14 protein-coding genes are annotated in these 15146 nt (G+C 68.0%); 7 read left to right on the top strand and 7 right to left on the bottom strand.

The window, feature by feature from the left end; genetic code table 11:
- Positions 1–74: 74 nt before the first annotated feature.
- Positions 75–1016 (bottom strand): NADP-dependent oxidoreductase, encoded by a 942-nt coding sequence (locus LX13_RS05590; protein WP_253660284.1) that lies wholly within the window; start codon positions 1014–1016, stop codon positions 75–77.
- Between the two features lie 168 nt (positions 1017–1184).
- Between LX13_RS05590 and LX13_RS05585 the strand changes: the two genes are divergently transcribed.
- The 4 genes from LX13_RS05585 to ppk2 all read left to right on the top strand — a co-directional run bounded on the left by LX13_RS05585 (position 1185) and on the right by ppk2 (position 4117).
- The gene (locus LX13_RS05585; RefSeq protein ID WP_253660283.1) at positions 1185–1859 is read left to right on the top strand and encodes a DUF4166 domain-containing protein; all 675 of its coding nucleotides are present in this window, start codon (positions 1185–1187) and stop codon (positions 1857–1859) included.
- A 94-nt stretch (positions 1860–1953) separates the two neighbouring features.
- Positions 1954–2391 carry an SRPBCC family protein gene (locus LX13_RS05580; protein WP_188486019.1) on the top strand — a complete coding sequence of 146 codons (438 nt, stop codon included), beginning with the start codon at positions 1954–1956 and terminating at the stop codon, positions 2389–2391.
- A gap of 149 nt (positions 2392–2540) precedes the next feature.
- Positions 2541–3077, top strand: a complete 537-nt coding sequence (locus LX13_RS05575; protein ID WP_253660282.1) for a DUF6764 family protein — start codon at positions 2541–2543, stop codon at positions 3075–3077.
- Positions 3078–3157: 80 nt separating this feature from the next.
- The gene (gene ppk2 / locus LX13_RS05570; protein WP_372499830.1) at positions 3158–4117 is read left to right on the top strand and encodes a polyphosphate kinase 2; all 960 of its coding nucleotides are present in this window, start codon (positions 3158–3160) and stop codon (positions 4115–4117) included.
- Between the two features lie 25 nt (positions 4118–4142).
- Here ppk2 and LX13_RS05565 read toward each other — a convergent pair whose 3' ends face one another.
- Both LX13_RS05565 and LX13_RS05560 read right to left on the bottom strand, forming a co-directional pair.
- A complete protein-coding gene (locus LX13_RS05565) occupies positions 4143–5792 on the bottom strand; it encodes an HNH endonuclease signature motif containing protein (protein ID WP_253660281.1) in 1650 nt (549 codons plus the stop codon).
- A 96-nt stretch (positions 5793–5888) separates the two neighbouring features.
- Complete coding sequence (locus LX13_RS05560; protein WP_253660280.1) at positions 5889–6407, bottom strand: ATP-binding protein; 519 nt, start codon at positions 6405–6407, stop codon at positions 5889–5891.
- Positions 6408–6472: 65 nt separating this feature from the next.
- On the opposite strand from LX13_RS05560, the gene LX13_RS05555 reads away from it, so the two are divergent.
- Positions 6473–7306: a hypothetical protein gene (locus tag LX13_RS05555; protein ID WP_253660279.1), complete on the top strand. Its 834-nt coding sequence runs from the start codon at positions 6473–6475 to the stop codon at positions 7304–7306.
- Positions 7307–7316: 10 nt separating this feature from the next.
- Here LX13_RS05555 and LX13_RS05550 read toward each other — a convergent pair whose 3' ends face one another.
- Complete coding sequence (locus LX13_RS05550; protein ID WP_253660278.1) at positions 7317–9407, bottom strand: prolyl oligopeptidase family serine peptidase; 2091 nt, start codon at positions 9405–9407, stop codon at positions 7317–7319.
- A 38-nt stretch (positions 9408–9445) separates the two neighbouring features.
- Positions 9446–10396 (bottom strand): cytochrome c oxidase assembly protein, encoded by a 951-nt coding sequence (locus tag LX13_RS05545; RefSeq protein WP_253660277.1) that lies wholly within the window; start codon positions 10394–10396, stop codon positions 9446–9448.
- A 128-nt stretch (positions 10397–10524) separates the two neighbouring features.
- Between LX13_RS05545 and lpdA the strand changes: the two genes are divergently transcribed.
- Together lpdA and LX13_RS05535 are read left to right on the top strand one after the other, a co-directional pair.
- Complete coding sequence (gene lpdA / locus LX13_RS05540; RefSeq protein WP_253660276.1) at positions 10525–11910, top strand: dihydrolipoyl dehydrogenase; 1386 nt, start codon at positions 10525–10527, stop codon at positions 11908–11910.
- 52 nt (positions 11911–11962) lie between these two features.
- Positions 11963–12838 carry a DNA-3-methyladenine glycosylase family protein gene (locus LX13_RS05535; RefSeq protein ID WP_253660275.1) on the top strand — a complete coding sequence of 292 codons (876 nt, stop codon included), beginning with the start codon at positions 11963–11965 and terminating at the stop codon, positions 12836–12838.
- A gap of 25 nt (positions 12839–12863) precedes the next feature.
- Here the strand turns inward: LX13_RS05535 and LX13_RS05530 are convergent, their stop codons facing one another.
- Both LX13_RS05530 and LX13_RS05525 read right to left on the bottom strand, forming a co-directional pair.
- On the bottom strand, positions 12864–13739 hold the full coding sequence (locus tag LX13_RS05530; RefSeq protein ID WP_253660274.1) for a glycosyltransferase family 2 protein: 876 nt from the start codon (positions 13737–13739) through the stop codon (positions 12864–12866).
- Between the two features lie 8 nt (positions 13740–13747).
- A complete protein-coding gene (locus LX13_RS05525; protein ID WP_253660273.1) occupies positions 13748–15067 on the bottom strand; it encodes a PucR family transcriptional regulator in 1320 nt (439 codons plus the stop codon).
- Positions 15068–15146: the final 79 nt, after the last annotated feature.

Genomic DNA, 15146 nt, shown 5'->3' with positions numbered 1-15146 from the left:
GCGCCGGTTCACAGGGCTTTGACGGTGAACCTACGTCATCGGTGCACCACCGACCCCGGCCCCGCCCCGAACGATCAGGGGACGAGGATGAATTTCCCGATGTCGTGGGGTTGCTGCAGCTCGGAGTGTGCGGTGGCGACATCGGCCAGCGGGAACGTCTTGGCCACCGCGTTGACGAGCTTCCCCTCGCCGGCGAGACCGACGAGTTCCAGGCGTGCCGCGTCGCGACGTTCGGTGCTGTCCGGATTCGAGCCGCCGATGGACGGGAATCCCTCGGCCTGGGCGCGCTCGAACGCTGCCGTGGTCACGATGTGGGACCGGTCGGCGACGAGTTCGAGGGAGACGTCCACGGCCTCGTCGGTCCCGACGGTGTCGAACGCGGCGGTGATCCCGCCGGGAGCAAGGCCGCGAACCCGATCGGCCAGGCCGTCGCCGTAGGTGGTCGGCTCGGCGCCGATGCTGCGCAGGTAGTCGTGGTTGACCTCGCGGCCGGTGCCGATGACCGTCGCCCCGCGCAGTCGGGCGAGCTGCACGGCGAGCAGTCCGACCCCGCCGGCCGCACCGTGGATCAGGACGGTGTCGCCCGCTCCGACCCCGAGAACCTCGAGCGCGTCGTAGGCGGTCGCGGCGGTGAGCAGCAGTCCGCCGGCCTGCTCCCAGTCCAGTTGGGCGGGCTTCGGGACGATCGATGACGCAGGCTGCACGGCCCGCGATGCGTACGTCCCGACCCCGCGGAAGGCGATGACCTCGTCACCGACCGAGATCGGGCCTGCGGGTCCGACGGCGTCCGGGCCGACGGCGGACACCACGCCCGCTCCCTCCGACCCCAGGCGCTTGGGCAGCTGCGATTCGTCCGTGCCGAACGCTCCGCTGTAGAGCTTGTAGTCGATCGGGTTCACCCCGATCGCTCGGAAGTCGACGACGACCTCGCCCGGGCCGGGCTCGGGAACGTCGGTGTCGATGACGGACAGGACCTCGGGACCACCGAACGCGGTGGCGACAACGGTGTGGCTCATGGTCGGGTCAACGACCGTCGCCGCGGACGAATTCCACTGCGTTCGTCGAAGGTCATCGGAGGTCGTCGGGCGCGAACGGGGACTCTTGGTGGGCTTGTGGCTCATCGGAGGCGGGCCGGGGGTAGATTCTGCAGCCATGTCCGATCATGTCCGGAGCGCGTCGAGACCATGACTCCGGTCTATCGCGCGGCGCTCGGCAGCGACTTCGAGAAGCTCCACCCCAACGTGCAGTGGCGGTACGGGGTGGACTCGACGTCCGGTGTCGCCCAGATGACCAGCGGCATGGTCGAATCCGTCTTCTGCACGTCGAAGCTCACGCCGCCGGTGCTGCGCTTCTTCCGCAAGCGCAACGTCATGCCGACGACGACGAGTCGCCTGGTCCCGTTCTTCATGGACAACTATTGCTATCGCGACGAGCGTGGCCGCGAGTGCCTGGCCGTCATCCGTCGGTTCGCGTACTCCAACGGCGAGCAGCGTCTGCATTCCCTGCTGGTGAACGGGTCGACCGGTCTGATCGACTACTTCGGCGACGGTCCCGACCTGCTGATCCCGCTCACCCCGCGGGTCGGGCCGGGCGGATCGCTGATCCTGGAGAGCGAGCCGATGCGGATGCTCAGTCGCGGGTTGCGCATGGGCATGCGCGGGCTGTTCGCGACGTCGATGCGCTACGTGGAGGAGTGGGACGACGAGGCGCAGCGGTTCCGGCTCGACGCGACGGTACGCAACGTGACCCTGGGCGAGATCATGCACTTCCGCGGATGGTTCACCGCGGCCGATCGGCCGTGCTCGATCCACGAGATCCCGGACGAGGCCTGGCCGCTGCGTCTCGAAGAGCGCGAATAGGTTGCTGCGTCTCGAAGAGCGCGAATAGGTTGCTGCGTCTCGAAGAGCGCGAATAGCGTCACCCCGCGCCGGTGACGTCGGGTAACTTCGCGGCATGGCTGTCAGTGGAGAAACCGAATTCGATGTCGACGTCGCGCCGTCGGTGATCATGGAGATCTTGCTCGATGTGGAGGCGTTGCCCGATTGGTCGGGTCCGCACAAGAGCGCCGAGATCGTCGAGACGCATTCCGACGGTTCCCCGAAGCGGGTCAAGGTCGCCGTCAGCATGGCCGGACTGACCGACAACGAGGTGCTCGACTACACCTGGACCGACAACTCGTGCTCCTGGGAGCTGGTGGAGGCCGATCAGCTGTCGTCGCAGAAGGGCAAGTACACCGTCACCGAGAAGAACGGCGGTGCGCATGTCGCGTTCGAGCTCGAGGCCGACCTGAAGATCAAGCTCCCCGGGATGATCGTCAAGCAGGCCCAGAAGAAGGCGGTCGACACCGCCAAAAAGGGACTCATCGCCGAGGCGAAGCGTCGTAGTTCGTAGCGCCGCGTCCCGGCTCGGGAGTTCGTGATCGGACCGTTGCACGCGTCGCGCTCGAAACCGCAGTCGCTGGTAGTACGCTAGCGATCATTCGGCAGACGAAATAGTTGTCTGTCTGTTCGCTGCGAAGAGAAAATCATTTGAGGTGCACCATGTTTCGTGTTGATCGTCGGTCTGCTCTGCGCGGCGTCGCAGTGGCTTTCATCGGTTCGTCCGCGGTGGCCCTCACCTCCCTGATCGGTGCGGGCGGCGCACCGGCCGCTCCGCTCGTGTGCGACGCGGTCAACGGCCAGCAGGTCAACCGCGTGGTCGGCACCGGCGGCTGCGGCGCGCGGGCGCTGACCCCGAGCCGCGCCCACGCCGAGGACCGCAGTGGTGTCGGCACCGCCGTCGCCTCGGCGCAGCGCAACGGTCGGGCCAACTCGTACAACACCGCGCCGAAGTCCAGTGCGCTGTCGGGCGCTGATTCCGGTGGCACGAGCTACTCGGTCACCACCGGACCGGGCGGGATCGCGGTCTCGCAGGCACGCCTCGGCGGCACCTCGATCGCCGTCGCGGGCATCGGCGGCAACGCGTTCTCCGGCGCCGGCGGCGTGCGCTGCTCGGGTGGTGCGGCCGCGGCCTACGACACCACCACGGGCACCTACTGCTTCGGCACCGGTCGGACGTACTTCACCAACGTGCGCTGACCCGCTGCCGACCGAGTCGAGGCCCCGTTCGTTCACCTGCAGGCCATGTGTCCGTACCGACGACGTTCTAGCGTGTAGCAGTGAGTGAACTCAAGGATCATTACCTGGCGCCCGTCACCGACATCGTCGATCTCAGCACGTCGATCGGTCGCGAGCAGCTCGCCGACATCGTCGACCTCGCGGACACGTCGGGTTTCTCCGTCGACGACACCGACGACGACGATCCGCGGCTGATCCTGAAGTCCGACCATGCGGTGGTCGACACGTGGCGCGAGGACTATCCGTACGACGAGCGCATGTCGCGCGCCGACTACGAGATGGAGAAGCGGCTCCTGCAGATCGAGCTGCTCAAGCTGCAGAACTGGACGAAGGAGACCGGCGCGCGGGTTGTCCTGTTGTTCGAGGGGCGCGACGCCGCGGGCAAGGGCGGCACGATCAAACGGTTCATGGAGCACCTCAACCCGCGTGGTGCGCGGGTCGTCGCCCTGGAGAAGCCGTCCGAGCGGGAGTCCACCCAGTGGTACTTCCAGCGCTACGTCAAGCACCTGCCCGCCGCGGGGGAACTCGTCCTGCTCGACCGGTCCTGGTACAACCGCACCGGCGTCGAGCGGGTGATGGGGTTCTGCACCGACGCCGAGCACGAGCGTTTCGTCCGGCAGGTCCCGCTCTTCGAGAAGATGCTGATCGACGACGGCATCCACCTGGTGAAGTTCTGGTTCTCGGTGACCGCGTTGGAGCAGCGCACCCGCTTTGCAATCCGTCAGGTCGATCCGGTGCGGCAGTGGAAGTTGTCGCCGATGGACTTGGCGTCCCTGGACAAGTGGGACAAGTACACGGCCGCCAAAGAGGAGATGTTCTCCCACACCGACACCGATTTCGCCCCGTGGACGGTGGTGAAGAGCAACGACAAGAAGCGTGCACGCGTCAACGCGATGCGTCATGTCCTGAGCCTGTTCGCCTACGACGGCAAGGACGAATCCATCGTCGCCACCCCGGATCCGCTGATCGTCGGACGCGCGAAGAGCCTCATCGGCGAATAACGCCCGCTCGGCTTCCGCTTACCGCTCAGAAGGGCGGTTCGCTGTCGTCGTCGAACCCGTAGTCGGCGGGGCGGGTCTCGGACGAGGCGACCCGTCCGAGGTCGTAGATGCCGTACGGGTCGTCGGCCACCTTTGCCTCGAACTCGGCTGCGGCTGTCTCGGCCGCCGCCGCCGCGTCCTCGATCGCCTGCTGGTTGGTGACGCGTGCGTTCCGTCGGCGGGCGTGCTTCTCCTCCAGGCGGGCTCGGCGTCTGGTGGGTTCGCGATCCGGTTCGTCTTCCGTGGGCGGCGGAGCGTGGGTGGGTTGTTCGAATCGGATGTCGCGCAGCGACGGGAACAGGTCGTCGCCGGTGAACGCCGGCCCGGGCACGATCAGCCCCTCGGGGGTGATGATGCTGGTCTCCGCGCGACCGTCATCGCCGATGACCAGGGTGTCGAGGAAGTCGCTGAACGTCTTCATGTTGTGGTGGAACCGGCACTTGGGGCCCAGTCCGGCCGGAGTGGTCTGGCCACCGCGCTCCGGGTTCTCGTGGTCGTACTCGTCGGTGTGGTCGAGGTCGCAGCGCCACGCCGGCTGGTTGCAGCCGGGGATGTCGCAGTACAGACCACGAGCGCGGATGACGGTGTCCAGGGCGGTCGACGGACGGTACGGATCGCTGGGTCGAGTCGACGGGAAGGGTGCGTCGTCGGCGCCGATCGGCCGGATCTTGGTCCCGGGCTCCGACATCATGTCCCGCACATGGTCAGCGGAGACGACGCCGTAGCCGTCGATGAACCCGGGGTGCTCGCCGTCGCCGGCCGCGGTCTCGAGGTCACACAGGACGTGGATGACGGTGGTCGTCCCCGACGCGCCCGGCACGTCCCTCGATGCGGGCGCGCTCGGCTCGGGCACGGTGGGTGCATCGCAGTCCGTGCCGCCACACTGGCATTCCCAGGCGACGCCCATCGCGAGGCAGAACAGGGCGTCGCTGCCCCGGGCCTGCTTCGTCCGCGGGTCGTTGCGGCACACGCACGAGGCCAGCAGCGCGATCCGCCGCGTGAGGGCGATCGCGTTCTCGGCCGTCATCGACGAGGTGACGGTCGCCATCCCGTCCTCGCCGCGTTCGAACCAGTACCCCCGCGCGTCGCGGGCCCGTGCTCGTCGGGCTCGGACGGCGGCCGGGTCCACTCGGAACACGATGCGGTCGATCATGTCGCGCATCCGGGGCGTCGACCATGACCCGCCTCGGCGCAGTGTGGCCGCGATGTCCGCATCGACCGACGACTGCAGGTCCGGGTCGAGGACGAGATCGGTGCGTTCGACGATCGTCGTGACCTGTCGGGCCGTGATCAGTCCGTCCCGTAGGCAGTCACTCACGGTCGGCAACCGGTCGCGGAGCGCGACCGAGGTGTCCAGCAGACGTTCCGCAGTGGCCTGCGGGATGGCGTGTACGACCGCGATCCGGGTCGCGCACCGCGACAACGCATCCAGCCGTCGCTTGTCGTTCGCCTCGTCCGGCGCCACCAACTGCGTGTACAACTCCGCGGCCCGGTGGAACCGCACCCACTCGAGATACGACAGACCCGCCGCCGCGTGTTTCATGTCCAGCAGGAGGTCGTTGACCGGCGCACCGATCGGCTCGGCGAGCAATCCGACCGTCGCCGCCGGTACCCCGGACCAGCCCCCTTCGATCATGTGTTCGATTCTAATGCGGGGGTCTGACACCCGACAGTCTCTGAAACCAGGTTGTGGACAACTCGACCGATGGCCGCGGAGTCGGCCCGTCACGTCCTAGGACACGGCGTCCGCGATGCCGCGAGCGACGCTCCGAGGATCTCGGTGGGAGGTGTCGATCACCTCGGCAGCGTCGTGGAGCCACGTCTCGGCTGCATCTGCGTAGGCATCGAGGTACCGCAGACGGAACGACGAGGGGCCCATCGCGGTGTCGCTCATGATTCGTCCGCGCAGTGTTCCGGGGTCGGCATGGAGCACGAAATGGCGCAACGGGATCCCGTGGTCGGTGATACCCGTGCTGATCTCGTTCCAGTACTGCTGAACAAGAATCGTCATGGACATGATCAGGACACCACCCGTATACGCGAGCACGTGATGCGCGGTCTCCACCACCAGCGATCGCCACGGGGGCCAGTGTTGGAAGTTGTCTGTCGCGGGTAGCCCGGGTGTGATGTCCATCAGGGTCACGCCCACCTTCTCGGCATCGAGCACCCGAGAGTTCGGTATCAACGTCGACAAGACGGCGCCGGTCGTCGTCTTGCCTGCGCCGTGGGTGCCGTTGATCCAGACGATCACGGCTCCGACGCTACCGTCAACACCGGGAGGCGAACCCGGACCGACCGCATCGGTAGCCTGAACGGGTGCGAACTCTCGGCGCGGGCCTGCTCACCCTGATCGCGACGATCGCAGTGGTCTGCGCGGTGCCGTCGCTGTGGGCGCACTATCGGGTGGTCGATCCGGCCGGCTTCACGTCGTTCGTCGAACCCATGGCCACCGACCGTGCCATCCAGGACCTGATCGCCGACGAACTCGCGGTGCAGATCTCCGACCAGGCGTCGGGGGTGGTCCCGTCGTCGATCGTCGAGCCGGCGACGCGCGCCTACACCCGCAGCGATCAGTTCCCGGCCGACTTCGCCGATGTCCTGGGCCAGCAACATGATTGGTTGTTCACCGAACCGACCACCGAGGCGCAGCGCAACGGCATCATGGAGCTCAACCTGACGCCGATGGTCAACCGTGTCCTCAAGGGGTACGGACTCTCCGGCGTCCGGGTCGACGGGCAGATCGAGGTGGCGCTGAGCGAGTCGCAGCGCAGCGGCCTGGAGGCCGGTCGTTATCGCGCCATCGGCGACCGCATCACACAGGTCGGGTTCGGGGCGGCTGCGGTAGCCGCGATCGCCGCGCTCCTCGCGCTCGTGATCGCCCGTCGTCGCGGCTTCACCCTGGCCGCCCTGGGTGTCGGTGTGGTGGCCGCTGCCGCGGTCAGCTGGTTGCTCGGGGCGCTGATGCGCAGCCGTGCCCGGGATGAGGTCGCCGGCGCCGAGAACTCACCGCGTCGGGTCGCCGAACTGATCATCGACAAGGCCGTGGCCGACTTCCACACCACCGCGTTGGTCGTCGGTGGCGCGGGGGTCGTGGCCGTGGCGCTCGGGATCCTGGTGTCGCTGATCTTCGAGCGTCGTCAGGCGCGCTGACCCGCCTCGGTCAGGCGTTCGCTCCGCCCACGGTCTGCCACAGGAACTCGTACGCGAGTGCCGATTTGAACGCGGCCTGCTTGTTGTCGGCCGCGCCGCCGTGGCCACCCTCGATGTTCTCGTAGTACGACACGGTGTGCCCGTACTCCTCGAGTCGGGCGGTGAACTTGCGGGCGTGTCCGGGGTGGACGCGGTCGTCGCGCGTGGACGTCGTCACCAGCAGGGCGGGGTAGGTCGCCTCCCGTCGCACGCGTTGGTAGGGCGAGTACGCCGAGATGAACTCCCATTCGGCCGGGTCGTCGGGGTTCCCGTACTCGGCGACCCACGACGCGCCGGCGAGCAACAGGTGGTACCTACGCATGTCGAGCAGCGGGACCTGGCAGACCAACGCACCAAACAACTCCGGGTACGAGGTCGCCATGACGCCCATCAGCAGACCGCCGTTCGACCCGCCCTGCGCGGCGAGCTGTGCGGGCGTCGTCAGTCCGCGCGCGACGAGATCCCTGGCCACCGAGGCGAAGTCCTCGTACACGAGGTGTCGGCCGGCCTTGATCGCCTGGGTGTGCCAGGACGGGCCGTACTCGCCGCCGCCGCGGATGTTCGCGATCACGTAGATCCCACCGCGGGTGATCCAGCTACGGGCGGAGATGGCTGAGTAGCCGGGGGTCATCGAGTTCTCGAAGCCGCCGTACCCGTAGAGCAGGGTGGGGCCGGTGCTGACGTCGTCGCGCTTGACGACGAAGTAGGGGATCGGGGTGCCGTCGTCGGAGGAGACGAAAAACTGGGTGGCCGAGATGGATTCGGCGTCGAAGAAGGCCGGTGTCTGCTTGAGCACCGACACCCCGTCGGTTGTCGTACCGTGCAGCAGGCTCGGCGGGGTGGTGAAGCTGCTGGCCGACAGGAAGATCTCGTCGCTCACATCCGGGTCGGTGTCGAGGACGGAGATCGTCGCCAACTCGGGCAGGCCTGCGATGGTCGACTCGGTCCACCCGTCGCCGATGTCGCGCAGGTGCACGTGGGTCTGCACGTCGCGCAACGTGACCAGCACGAGGTGCGACCGGGTGAACTGCACGTCCTGCAGGCTGGTGTGCTCGTCGGGGCGGAACAGGACCTCGCCGGGCGCGTCGCCGCTGCCGACGAAGTCGTCGTAGTCGAAGACGACCAGGGTGCCCGTCGGGTGGGTGACGCCGCCGTGCTCCCAGTCCGACCGGGTCAGGACGAACAACCACTCGCATCGGATCATGGTGTGCGCGTCGGTCGGGACCGGGATCTCGACCTCGCCGTCGGGACGCAGTTCGACCATCTCCTGGTGGAAGAAGTCGGTGGCGCGCACCAGGAAGTCGCGTTCGAAGCCGGGCGTGTGATCGTGACCCACCTGGACCGCGACGTCGGCGACGTCTCCGGCGAAGACCGTCTCGGCCGCCTCCAACGGGGTTCCACGGGTCCACCGTTTGACCACCCGCGGGTATCCCGAATCGGTCAGCGAGGCCAGGCCGTCGGTGTGGACGCCGAAGTCGGTCCCGACGAACACGGTGTCGCGGTCGATCCAGCTGACGTCGGACTTGTTCTCCGACAATGCGAAACCGTTGGATTCGGCGTCGACCCATGTTCGCGTGACGAGGTCGAACTCACGGACCACCGCGGCGTCCGCGCCGCCGCGGGACAGCGAGATCAGGGCGCGGTCGTAGTCGGGTCGCAGGACCGACGCGCTCTGCCACACCCAGTTCTCGTCCTCGGACTCGGCGAGCTGGTCGAGGTCGACGAGGACGTCCCACACGGGGACCTCGGTGCGATAGGACTCCAGATCCGTCCGACGCCAGAGTCCGCGGGTGTTGGTGGCGTCGCGCCAGAAGTTGTAGAGGTATGCGCCGCGACGGCGCGCATAGGGGATCCGCTCGTCGGTGTCGAGGACCTCCTGGGCGGAGGCCTGGAGCTCGGCGAACCGGTCGCCCGAGGTGAGCGCGGCCACCGTCGGCGCGTTGTGCGCGCGGACCCAGTCCAGGGATCGCTCCCCGGAGACGTCTTCGAGCCAGAGGTACGGGTCGTCGGCGGCTGAGTCGGCAGCGGTGCGATCCGCGGGATCGGAGTGGATGTCGGTCACCGGTCGATTCTCTCAGTGTCGTCGCCGGGACCGCCCACTCACCGGGTGAACCGGTCCTTGAGGCCCGGGTCGGCCTCCCACCACAGTGCCGGCGGCGCGGGTACCGCGGTGTCGGCGTGGTCGGTGCCGGACGGGGTCGCGTCCGCGTCGGCGGCGTCGAGTTCGGCGTCGATCTCGGTCGCCCGCACCTTCTCGTCGGAGGTGAACCGACTCATGAGCGTCAGCAGGAACGGCAACCCGACCACGTCGCCGAGCACCCACAACACCCCGGCCCCGATGATCTGGTCGGTGCGCAGCGCCGGGCCCCAGGTCCGCTCGAGCGCGGCGTAATAGCCGTGGGCGATGTCGTGGCCCTGCCAGATCACCACACCCAGCGCACCGTCGCCGATGGTCTCCACGATGGTGATGACCAGCGAGATGACCTGCGGGAACCGACGCGGCACCGGGTCGAGCTGTAGACGCGAATAGAAGTAGAGGAACCCGACCGCGACGAACAGCAGCCGCGTCGCGACGTCTGTGGCCGTCCCGCGCAGGACCGCCTCGTACCAGCCGGTGAGGTAGAACAGCCACGGTGTGACGAGGATGAGGCCCGACGCGACCGCCGGGTAGGTCAGCACCCGCGCGAACCGACTCGCCAGCACGGCATCGAACCGGCGAGTGCCCGCGGGCCCGAGGGAGTCGCGCAGGACGGTGATCGGCATGCCCGCGGCGAGCCCGAACGGGACCACCAGCAGCAACAGGACCACCTGCAGGGCGCGGACCCAGAACAGGATGTCGGCGTATGCGCCGATGAAGCTCGAGGTGCTCGCCACCCAGATGCCGACCCCGAGGACGCTGAACGCGACGCCGCGCCCGACCGACACCGTCGAACGCCGCCACCCCCACCAGTATCCGGCAAGTACGACAAGACAGACGGCGATGGTGACGAGGTCGAGATGCCCTGTGACGAGGGCGGTTTCGACGGTCAGCGGTTCGTGCAGTGCGCTCACCGGACCGAGTGTGCGCCTGCCGAGGGCATTCGGCCACGTCGGTGACCGGTTGGCGCGGAATGCCCGGCATCGTGACACCGGGGCACTCGGCCTACCTCGAGTCGGGGTCGCCACGTAGGCTGACCATCGTGGCTGAACACTTTGACACAGTTGTCCTCGGCGCAGGTCCCGGAGGGTACGTCGCCGCGATCCGGCTGGCGCAACTCGGGCAGAAGACCGCCGTCATCGAAGAGAAGTACTGGGGCGGTGTGTGCCTGAACGTGGGCTGCATCCCGTCGAAGGCGTTGCTGCGCAATGCCGAGCTGGCACACATCTTCCATTCGCAGGCGAAGACCTTCGGTATCTCCGGAGACGTCTCCTTCGACTACGGCGCGGCGTTCGACCGCAGCCGGAAGGTCTCCGAGGGGATCGTCAAGGGCGTCCACTACCTGATGAAGAAGAACAAGATCACCGAGATCGACGGGTACGGCGTGTTCACCGACGCCAAGACCATCAAGGTCGACGATCGTGAGATCACCTTCGACAACGTCATCATCGACACCGGGTCGACGGTCAAGCTGCTCCCCGGCGTCGAGCTGTCGGACAACGTCGTCACCTACGAGACGCAGATCCTGACCCGTGACCTGCCGAAGTCGATCGTCATCGTCGGCGCGGGCGCCATCGGCATGGAGTTCGGCTACGTGATGGCCAACTACGGCGTCGACGTCACCATCGTCGAGTTCCTCGACCGTGTGCTGCCCAACGAGGACAAGGACTCCTCGAAGGAGCTGGCCAAGCAGTACAAGAAGCTCGGCATCAAGATCATGACCTCGACCAAGGTCGACACCATCGACGACCAGGGCTCGCAGGTCGTCGTGAAGTACACCGACGCCAAGGACAAAGAGGGTGAGCTGACGGTCGACAAGGTCCTCATGTCGGTCGGTTTCGCGCCCCGCGTCGACGGCTTCGGTCTCGACAAGGCCGGCGTCGAGCTCACCGAGCGTGGCGCCATCGCCATCGACGACCACATGCGCACCAACGTCGACGGCGTCTACGCCATCGGCGACGTCACGGCCAAGCTGCAGCTCGCACACGTGGCCGAGGCACAGGGCGTCGTGGCCGCGGAGACCATCGCGGGCGCCGAGACCATGACGCTCGGCGACTACCGGATGATGCCGCGCGCGACGTTCTGTCAGCCGCAGGTCGCGTCGTTCGGTCTCACCGAGGACCAGGCCAAGGACGAGGGCTACGACGTGAAGGTGACCACCTTCCCGTTCACCGCCAACGGCAAGGCGCAGGGACTCGGCGAGCCGGCCGGCTTCGTCAAGCTGATCACCGACACGACGCACGACGAACTCCTCGGTGGGCACCTCGTCGGCGACAACGTCGCCGAGATGCTGCCGGAGCTCACCCTCGCGCAGAAGTGGGACCTCACCGCCAACGAGTTGGCGCGCAACGTCCACACCCACCCGACGCTGTCGGAGGCGATGCAGGAGACGTTCCACGGAGCGATCGGCCACATGATCAACCTGTAGGACCGTTCGAGGGGCCCGACGTCGTAGAGGCCTGCTGTTGGAGAGGCCCACCATGGATGCCGAGCTGACCAGGGCGTGGACACCGCCCTGGCCGCTCGACATCCGACGGACGTTGTCGCTGCACCGCCGCGGCGCGGGCGATCCGGCGTTCCGGTTCCGCACCGACGGCTCGGTCTGGAAGACCTCCTACACGCCGGACGGCCCGGGCACGGTGGCCATCACCCGTCGCGACGGGGTCGTCACCGGTCACGCCTGGGGGCCCGGGGCGTCCTGGATGCTCGATCACCTGCCGAGCCTTCTCGGCGCGGACGACGACCCCGACGCCCTCGTCGCTCAGGACGAGGTGGTCGCCGGGCTGATCAAACGATCCGGGGGCGTGCGTCTGGGGCGCACCGATCGCGTGTGGGAGGCGTTGGTCCCGGCGATCTTGGAACAGAAAGTCGTCGGCCGGGAGGCGTTTCGGGCCTGGCGGCATCTGTTGATGCGCTACGGCACACCGGCGCCGGGTGCGCCCGACATGAGAGTTGCTCCGCCGCAGCGTGATTGGCAGGACATCCCCAGTTGGGAGTGGCACCGCAGCGGCGCCGAGCCGGTGCGGATGCGGACCATCCGGGGCGCCACGATGCTCGACGTCGAACGCCACCACACCCGGCTCACGATGTTGCGCGGAGTCGGCCGGTGGACCGAGTCGGAGACCCGGTGTCGAGCACTCGGCGATCCCGATGTGGTCCCGGTCGGGGACTACCACGTCTGCCGGACCGTCGGGCAGACGCTGATCGGCCGACCGGTCGACGACGCGGGCATGCTGGAGCTTCTGAAACCGTATGCGGGACAGCGATATCGCGTGGTCCGCCTGACCGAGATGTTCGGCATCCGGGCCGAACGGCACGGCGCACGGATGTCGATCCGCGACTACCGCTCGATCTGAGTGCGGTCGCCGACACGAGGACGACTCAGTCGAGTCCGGACTTGATCGGCGACTCGCGGAACTCGTCGTGCGAACGCATGTGTCGGAGCGAGAAGGTGCGGGTGTCCGGATCCCAGGCCCGGTTGACGGGCAGCAGGACGGTCATGCGGACCAGGTTGCCGATCCCGGTGACCCACGCCAACGCGGCCATCGCCGTCTTCCCGTGCAGTCGGTACGTCCGGGCGCCGCACGCCGCGTACTTGAGGAACTCGCGCGGCCCGGCGAGGAGTCGTCGGCCGGACACGGTGGCGCCCATGCCCGGTATCAGCGCGATCTCGAACCCGGCCTCCTGCAGATGCAGGCTGCGGTCGAGGTCCTCGAAGACGTCACGGCGGTAGGACACCTGGTCCTTGATCGCCTCCCACGCGTGGCGCCGGATGGCGGAGTTGGCGCCGCTCAACGCCAGCAGTCGCAGGTGCCTGCCGTCGGCCAGCCGCCTCGCCGCCATCCGCTTGATGCGGTCCTGTCGGCGTTGGAAATGTTTCTGGAACGGTAGGTCGTGCATGATCATCAACGATCCCCCCGCCGCGATCTGGGAGTGCTCGGCGAAGGTCTGCTCAATCGCCTCGGCCCAGCCGGACACGACCTCGGTGTCGGAGTCGATGCTGGCTATCACCTCGTGCGAGGCCGCGTCGAACCCCGCGTATCGCGCGTGGGAGACCCCCGGCTTCGACTCGTCGATCATGCGCACGCGGCTGTCGCGTCGCGCGATCCCGGTCACCAGCTCGGCGGTGGCGTCGGTGCTGTTGTTGTTCACCACGATGATCTCGGCGACCGCCTCGCCCTGGTGGATCAGGCGCTCCAGGCAGGAGACGATGCCGGCTTCTTCGTTGTATGCGGGCAGAACTACCGAAATGGGCACCGACGATTCTAAACAGACGAAACGAACGCAGTCCTGGTGACCGGGAACAGAGAACTCGAAATCGTTCGTTCACGCGACGAGCCCGCCGGCGCGGGCAGAGTTCGCAGGCGTCCGGGTCGGCGCAGGGCGTCGAAGGCGAGGATCGCCGACTGCGTCTGCGCGATGGCCTTCGGCCGGTTGAGGTCGACGCCCAGGGCGGCCGCCACCCGCGTCATCCGGTTGTCGACGGTGTTCGGGTGGACCGAGAGCCGACGGGCGGTCTCCCGGCGGTTCATGCCGCACGACATGTGCACCCGCAGGGTCTCCAACAGCTCCGCGCTCGCCTCTTCCAAGGGGCGGATGAGGGCGGCGAGCCGGTCGAGGGCCGGACCGGGCCGGGTGATCTGGTACTCGACCACCAGGTCGTCCATCGTGTAGACCCCCGGCGGTCGGCCGATCGCGCGAGCGAGATCGAGCAGTTCGTCGGCGCGCAGGGCCATGTCGGGAATGGACTCGGCCGTGCCCACGACCCGCGTCGCGGTGATGTCGGCGCCGACGGCGCGACCCAGGGCCGCCACCGCCTCGGCTGCGACGAGTGCGTGCGCCCGGTCGGCGGGCAGGACAACGGTGCCGCCGGCCTCACTGAGCACCGACAACGCCTGATGACCCAGTACGCGTCGGACCGCGGAGTCCAGGGACCCGAGGGTGGTCGCGCCGGGGTCGCCGCCGCCGTGCTCGGGCACTCGCTCCTCGACGGCCAGTGCGATCACCTGATAGCGCTCCGCGACCTCGAGACCCACCCGGCGTGCACCGCTGATGTCGATCCGTCCGGCCAGGAGCGCCTCGCCGAAGCCCCGGCGGGACGACGCCGTGACCACGCGGGTGTCGGTGGCGGCGAACACCCCGGCCGCCTGGGTGGCGACGTCGGCGCGCACGTCGACGAGGAGTTTGATGTCAGTGGTGAACCGGCCGGTGGTGGCGGCACGTTCGGCGAGCGCCGTGAACACGATGTCGAAGCCGCGGTCGAGCAGCGCCAACACCGAGGCGAGGTCGACGCCGTCGCGGGCCCACTCGGCGACCGTCTCACGAAGGCGGACAAGGGGTTCGGGACCGGTGCGGAGGAACCCCGCCGGCGCCATGGCCTCGGGCACCGTGGCGATCGCGGCCCGCATCGACGTCTCGACGAGCGCGTCGACGACGGGTGTGGACGCGTCCGGCGCCGGGATGCGGTGCGAGGCGATGGTGGCCGCGGCACGGTCGACGAGGTGGTGGGCCAACGGTGCGAGGTCGGTCCCGGACTGCGGATCGAGCAGGTAGGAGCGGAATGTCTCGTGCAGTGCGTCGGTCATCGATTTTTCGCTGGATGTGCGCTCACCTGTGAACATGGCAGCTTCCCCCCGGATGCTTTGTGTACATACCCCCCGGCAT

The sequence above is a fragment of the Williamsia maris genome (genome assembly GCF_024171815.1).
Classification (GTDB): domain Bacteria; phylum Actinomycetota; class Actinomycetes; order Mycobacteriales; family Mycobacteriaceae; genus Williamsia_A; species Williamsia_A maris.
This window is presented reverse-complemented; position numbering and strand designations above follow the sequence as displayed.

Bases quoted from the DNA above. Each gene is read 5' to 3' on its own strand.
- LX13_RS05580 (WP_188486019.1), top strand. From the start codon at position 1,954: ATGGCTGTCAGTGGAGAAACCGAATTCGATGTCGACGTCGCGCCGTCG.
- LX13_RS05585 (WP_253660283.1), top strand. From the start codon at position 1,185: ATGACTCCGGTCTATCGCGCGGCGCTCGGCAGCGACTTCGAGAAGCTC.
- LX13_RS05565 (WP_253660281.1), bottom strand. From the start codon at position 5,792: ATGATCGAAGGGGGCTGGTCCGGGGTACCGGCGGCGACGGTCGGATTG.
- LX13_RS05535 (WP_253660275.1), top strand. From the start codon at position 11,963: ATGGATGCCGAGCTGACCAGGGCGTGGACACCGCCCTGGCCGCTCGAC.
- LX13_RS05575 (WP_253660282.1), top strand. From the start codon at position 2,541: ATGTTTCGTGTTGATCGTCGGTCTGCTCTGCGCGGCGTCGCAGTGGCT.
- LX13_RS05525 (WP_253660273.1), bottom strand. From the start codon at position 15,067: ATGACCGACGCACTGCACGAGACATTCCGCTCCTACCTGCTCGATCCG.
- LX13_RS05590 (WP_253660284.1), bottom strand. From the start codon at position 1,016: ATGAGCCACACCGTTGTCGCCACCGCGTTCGGTGGTCCCGAGGTCCTG.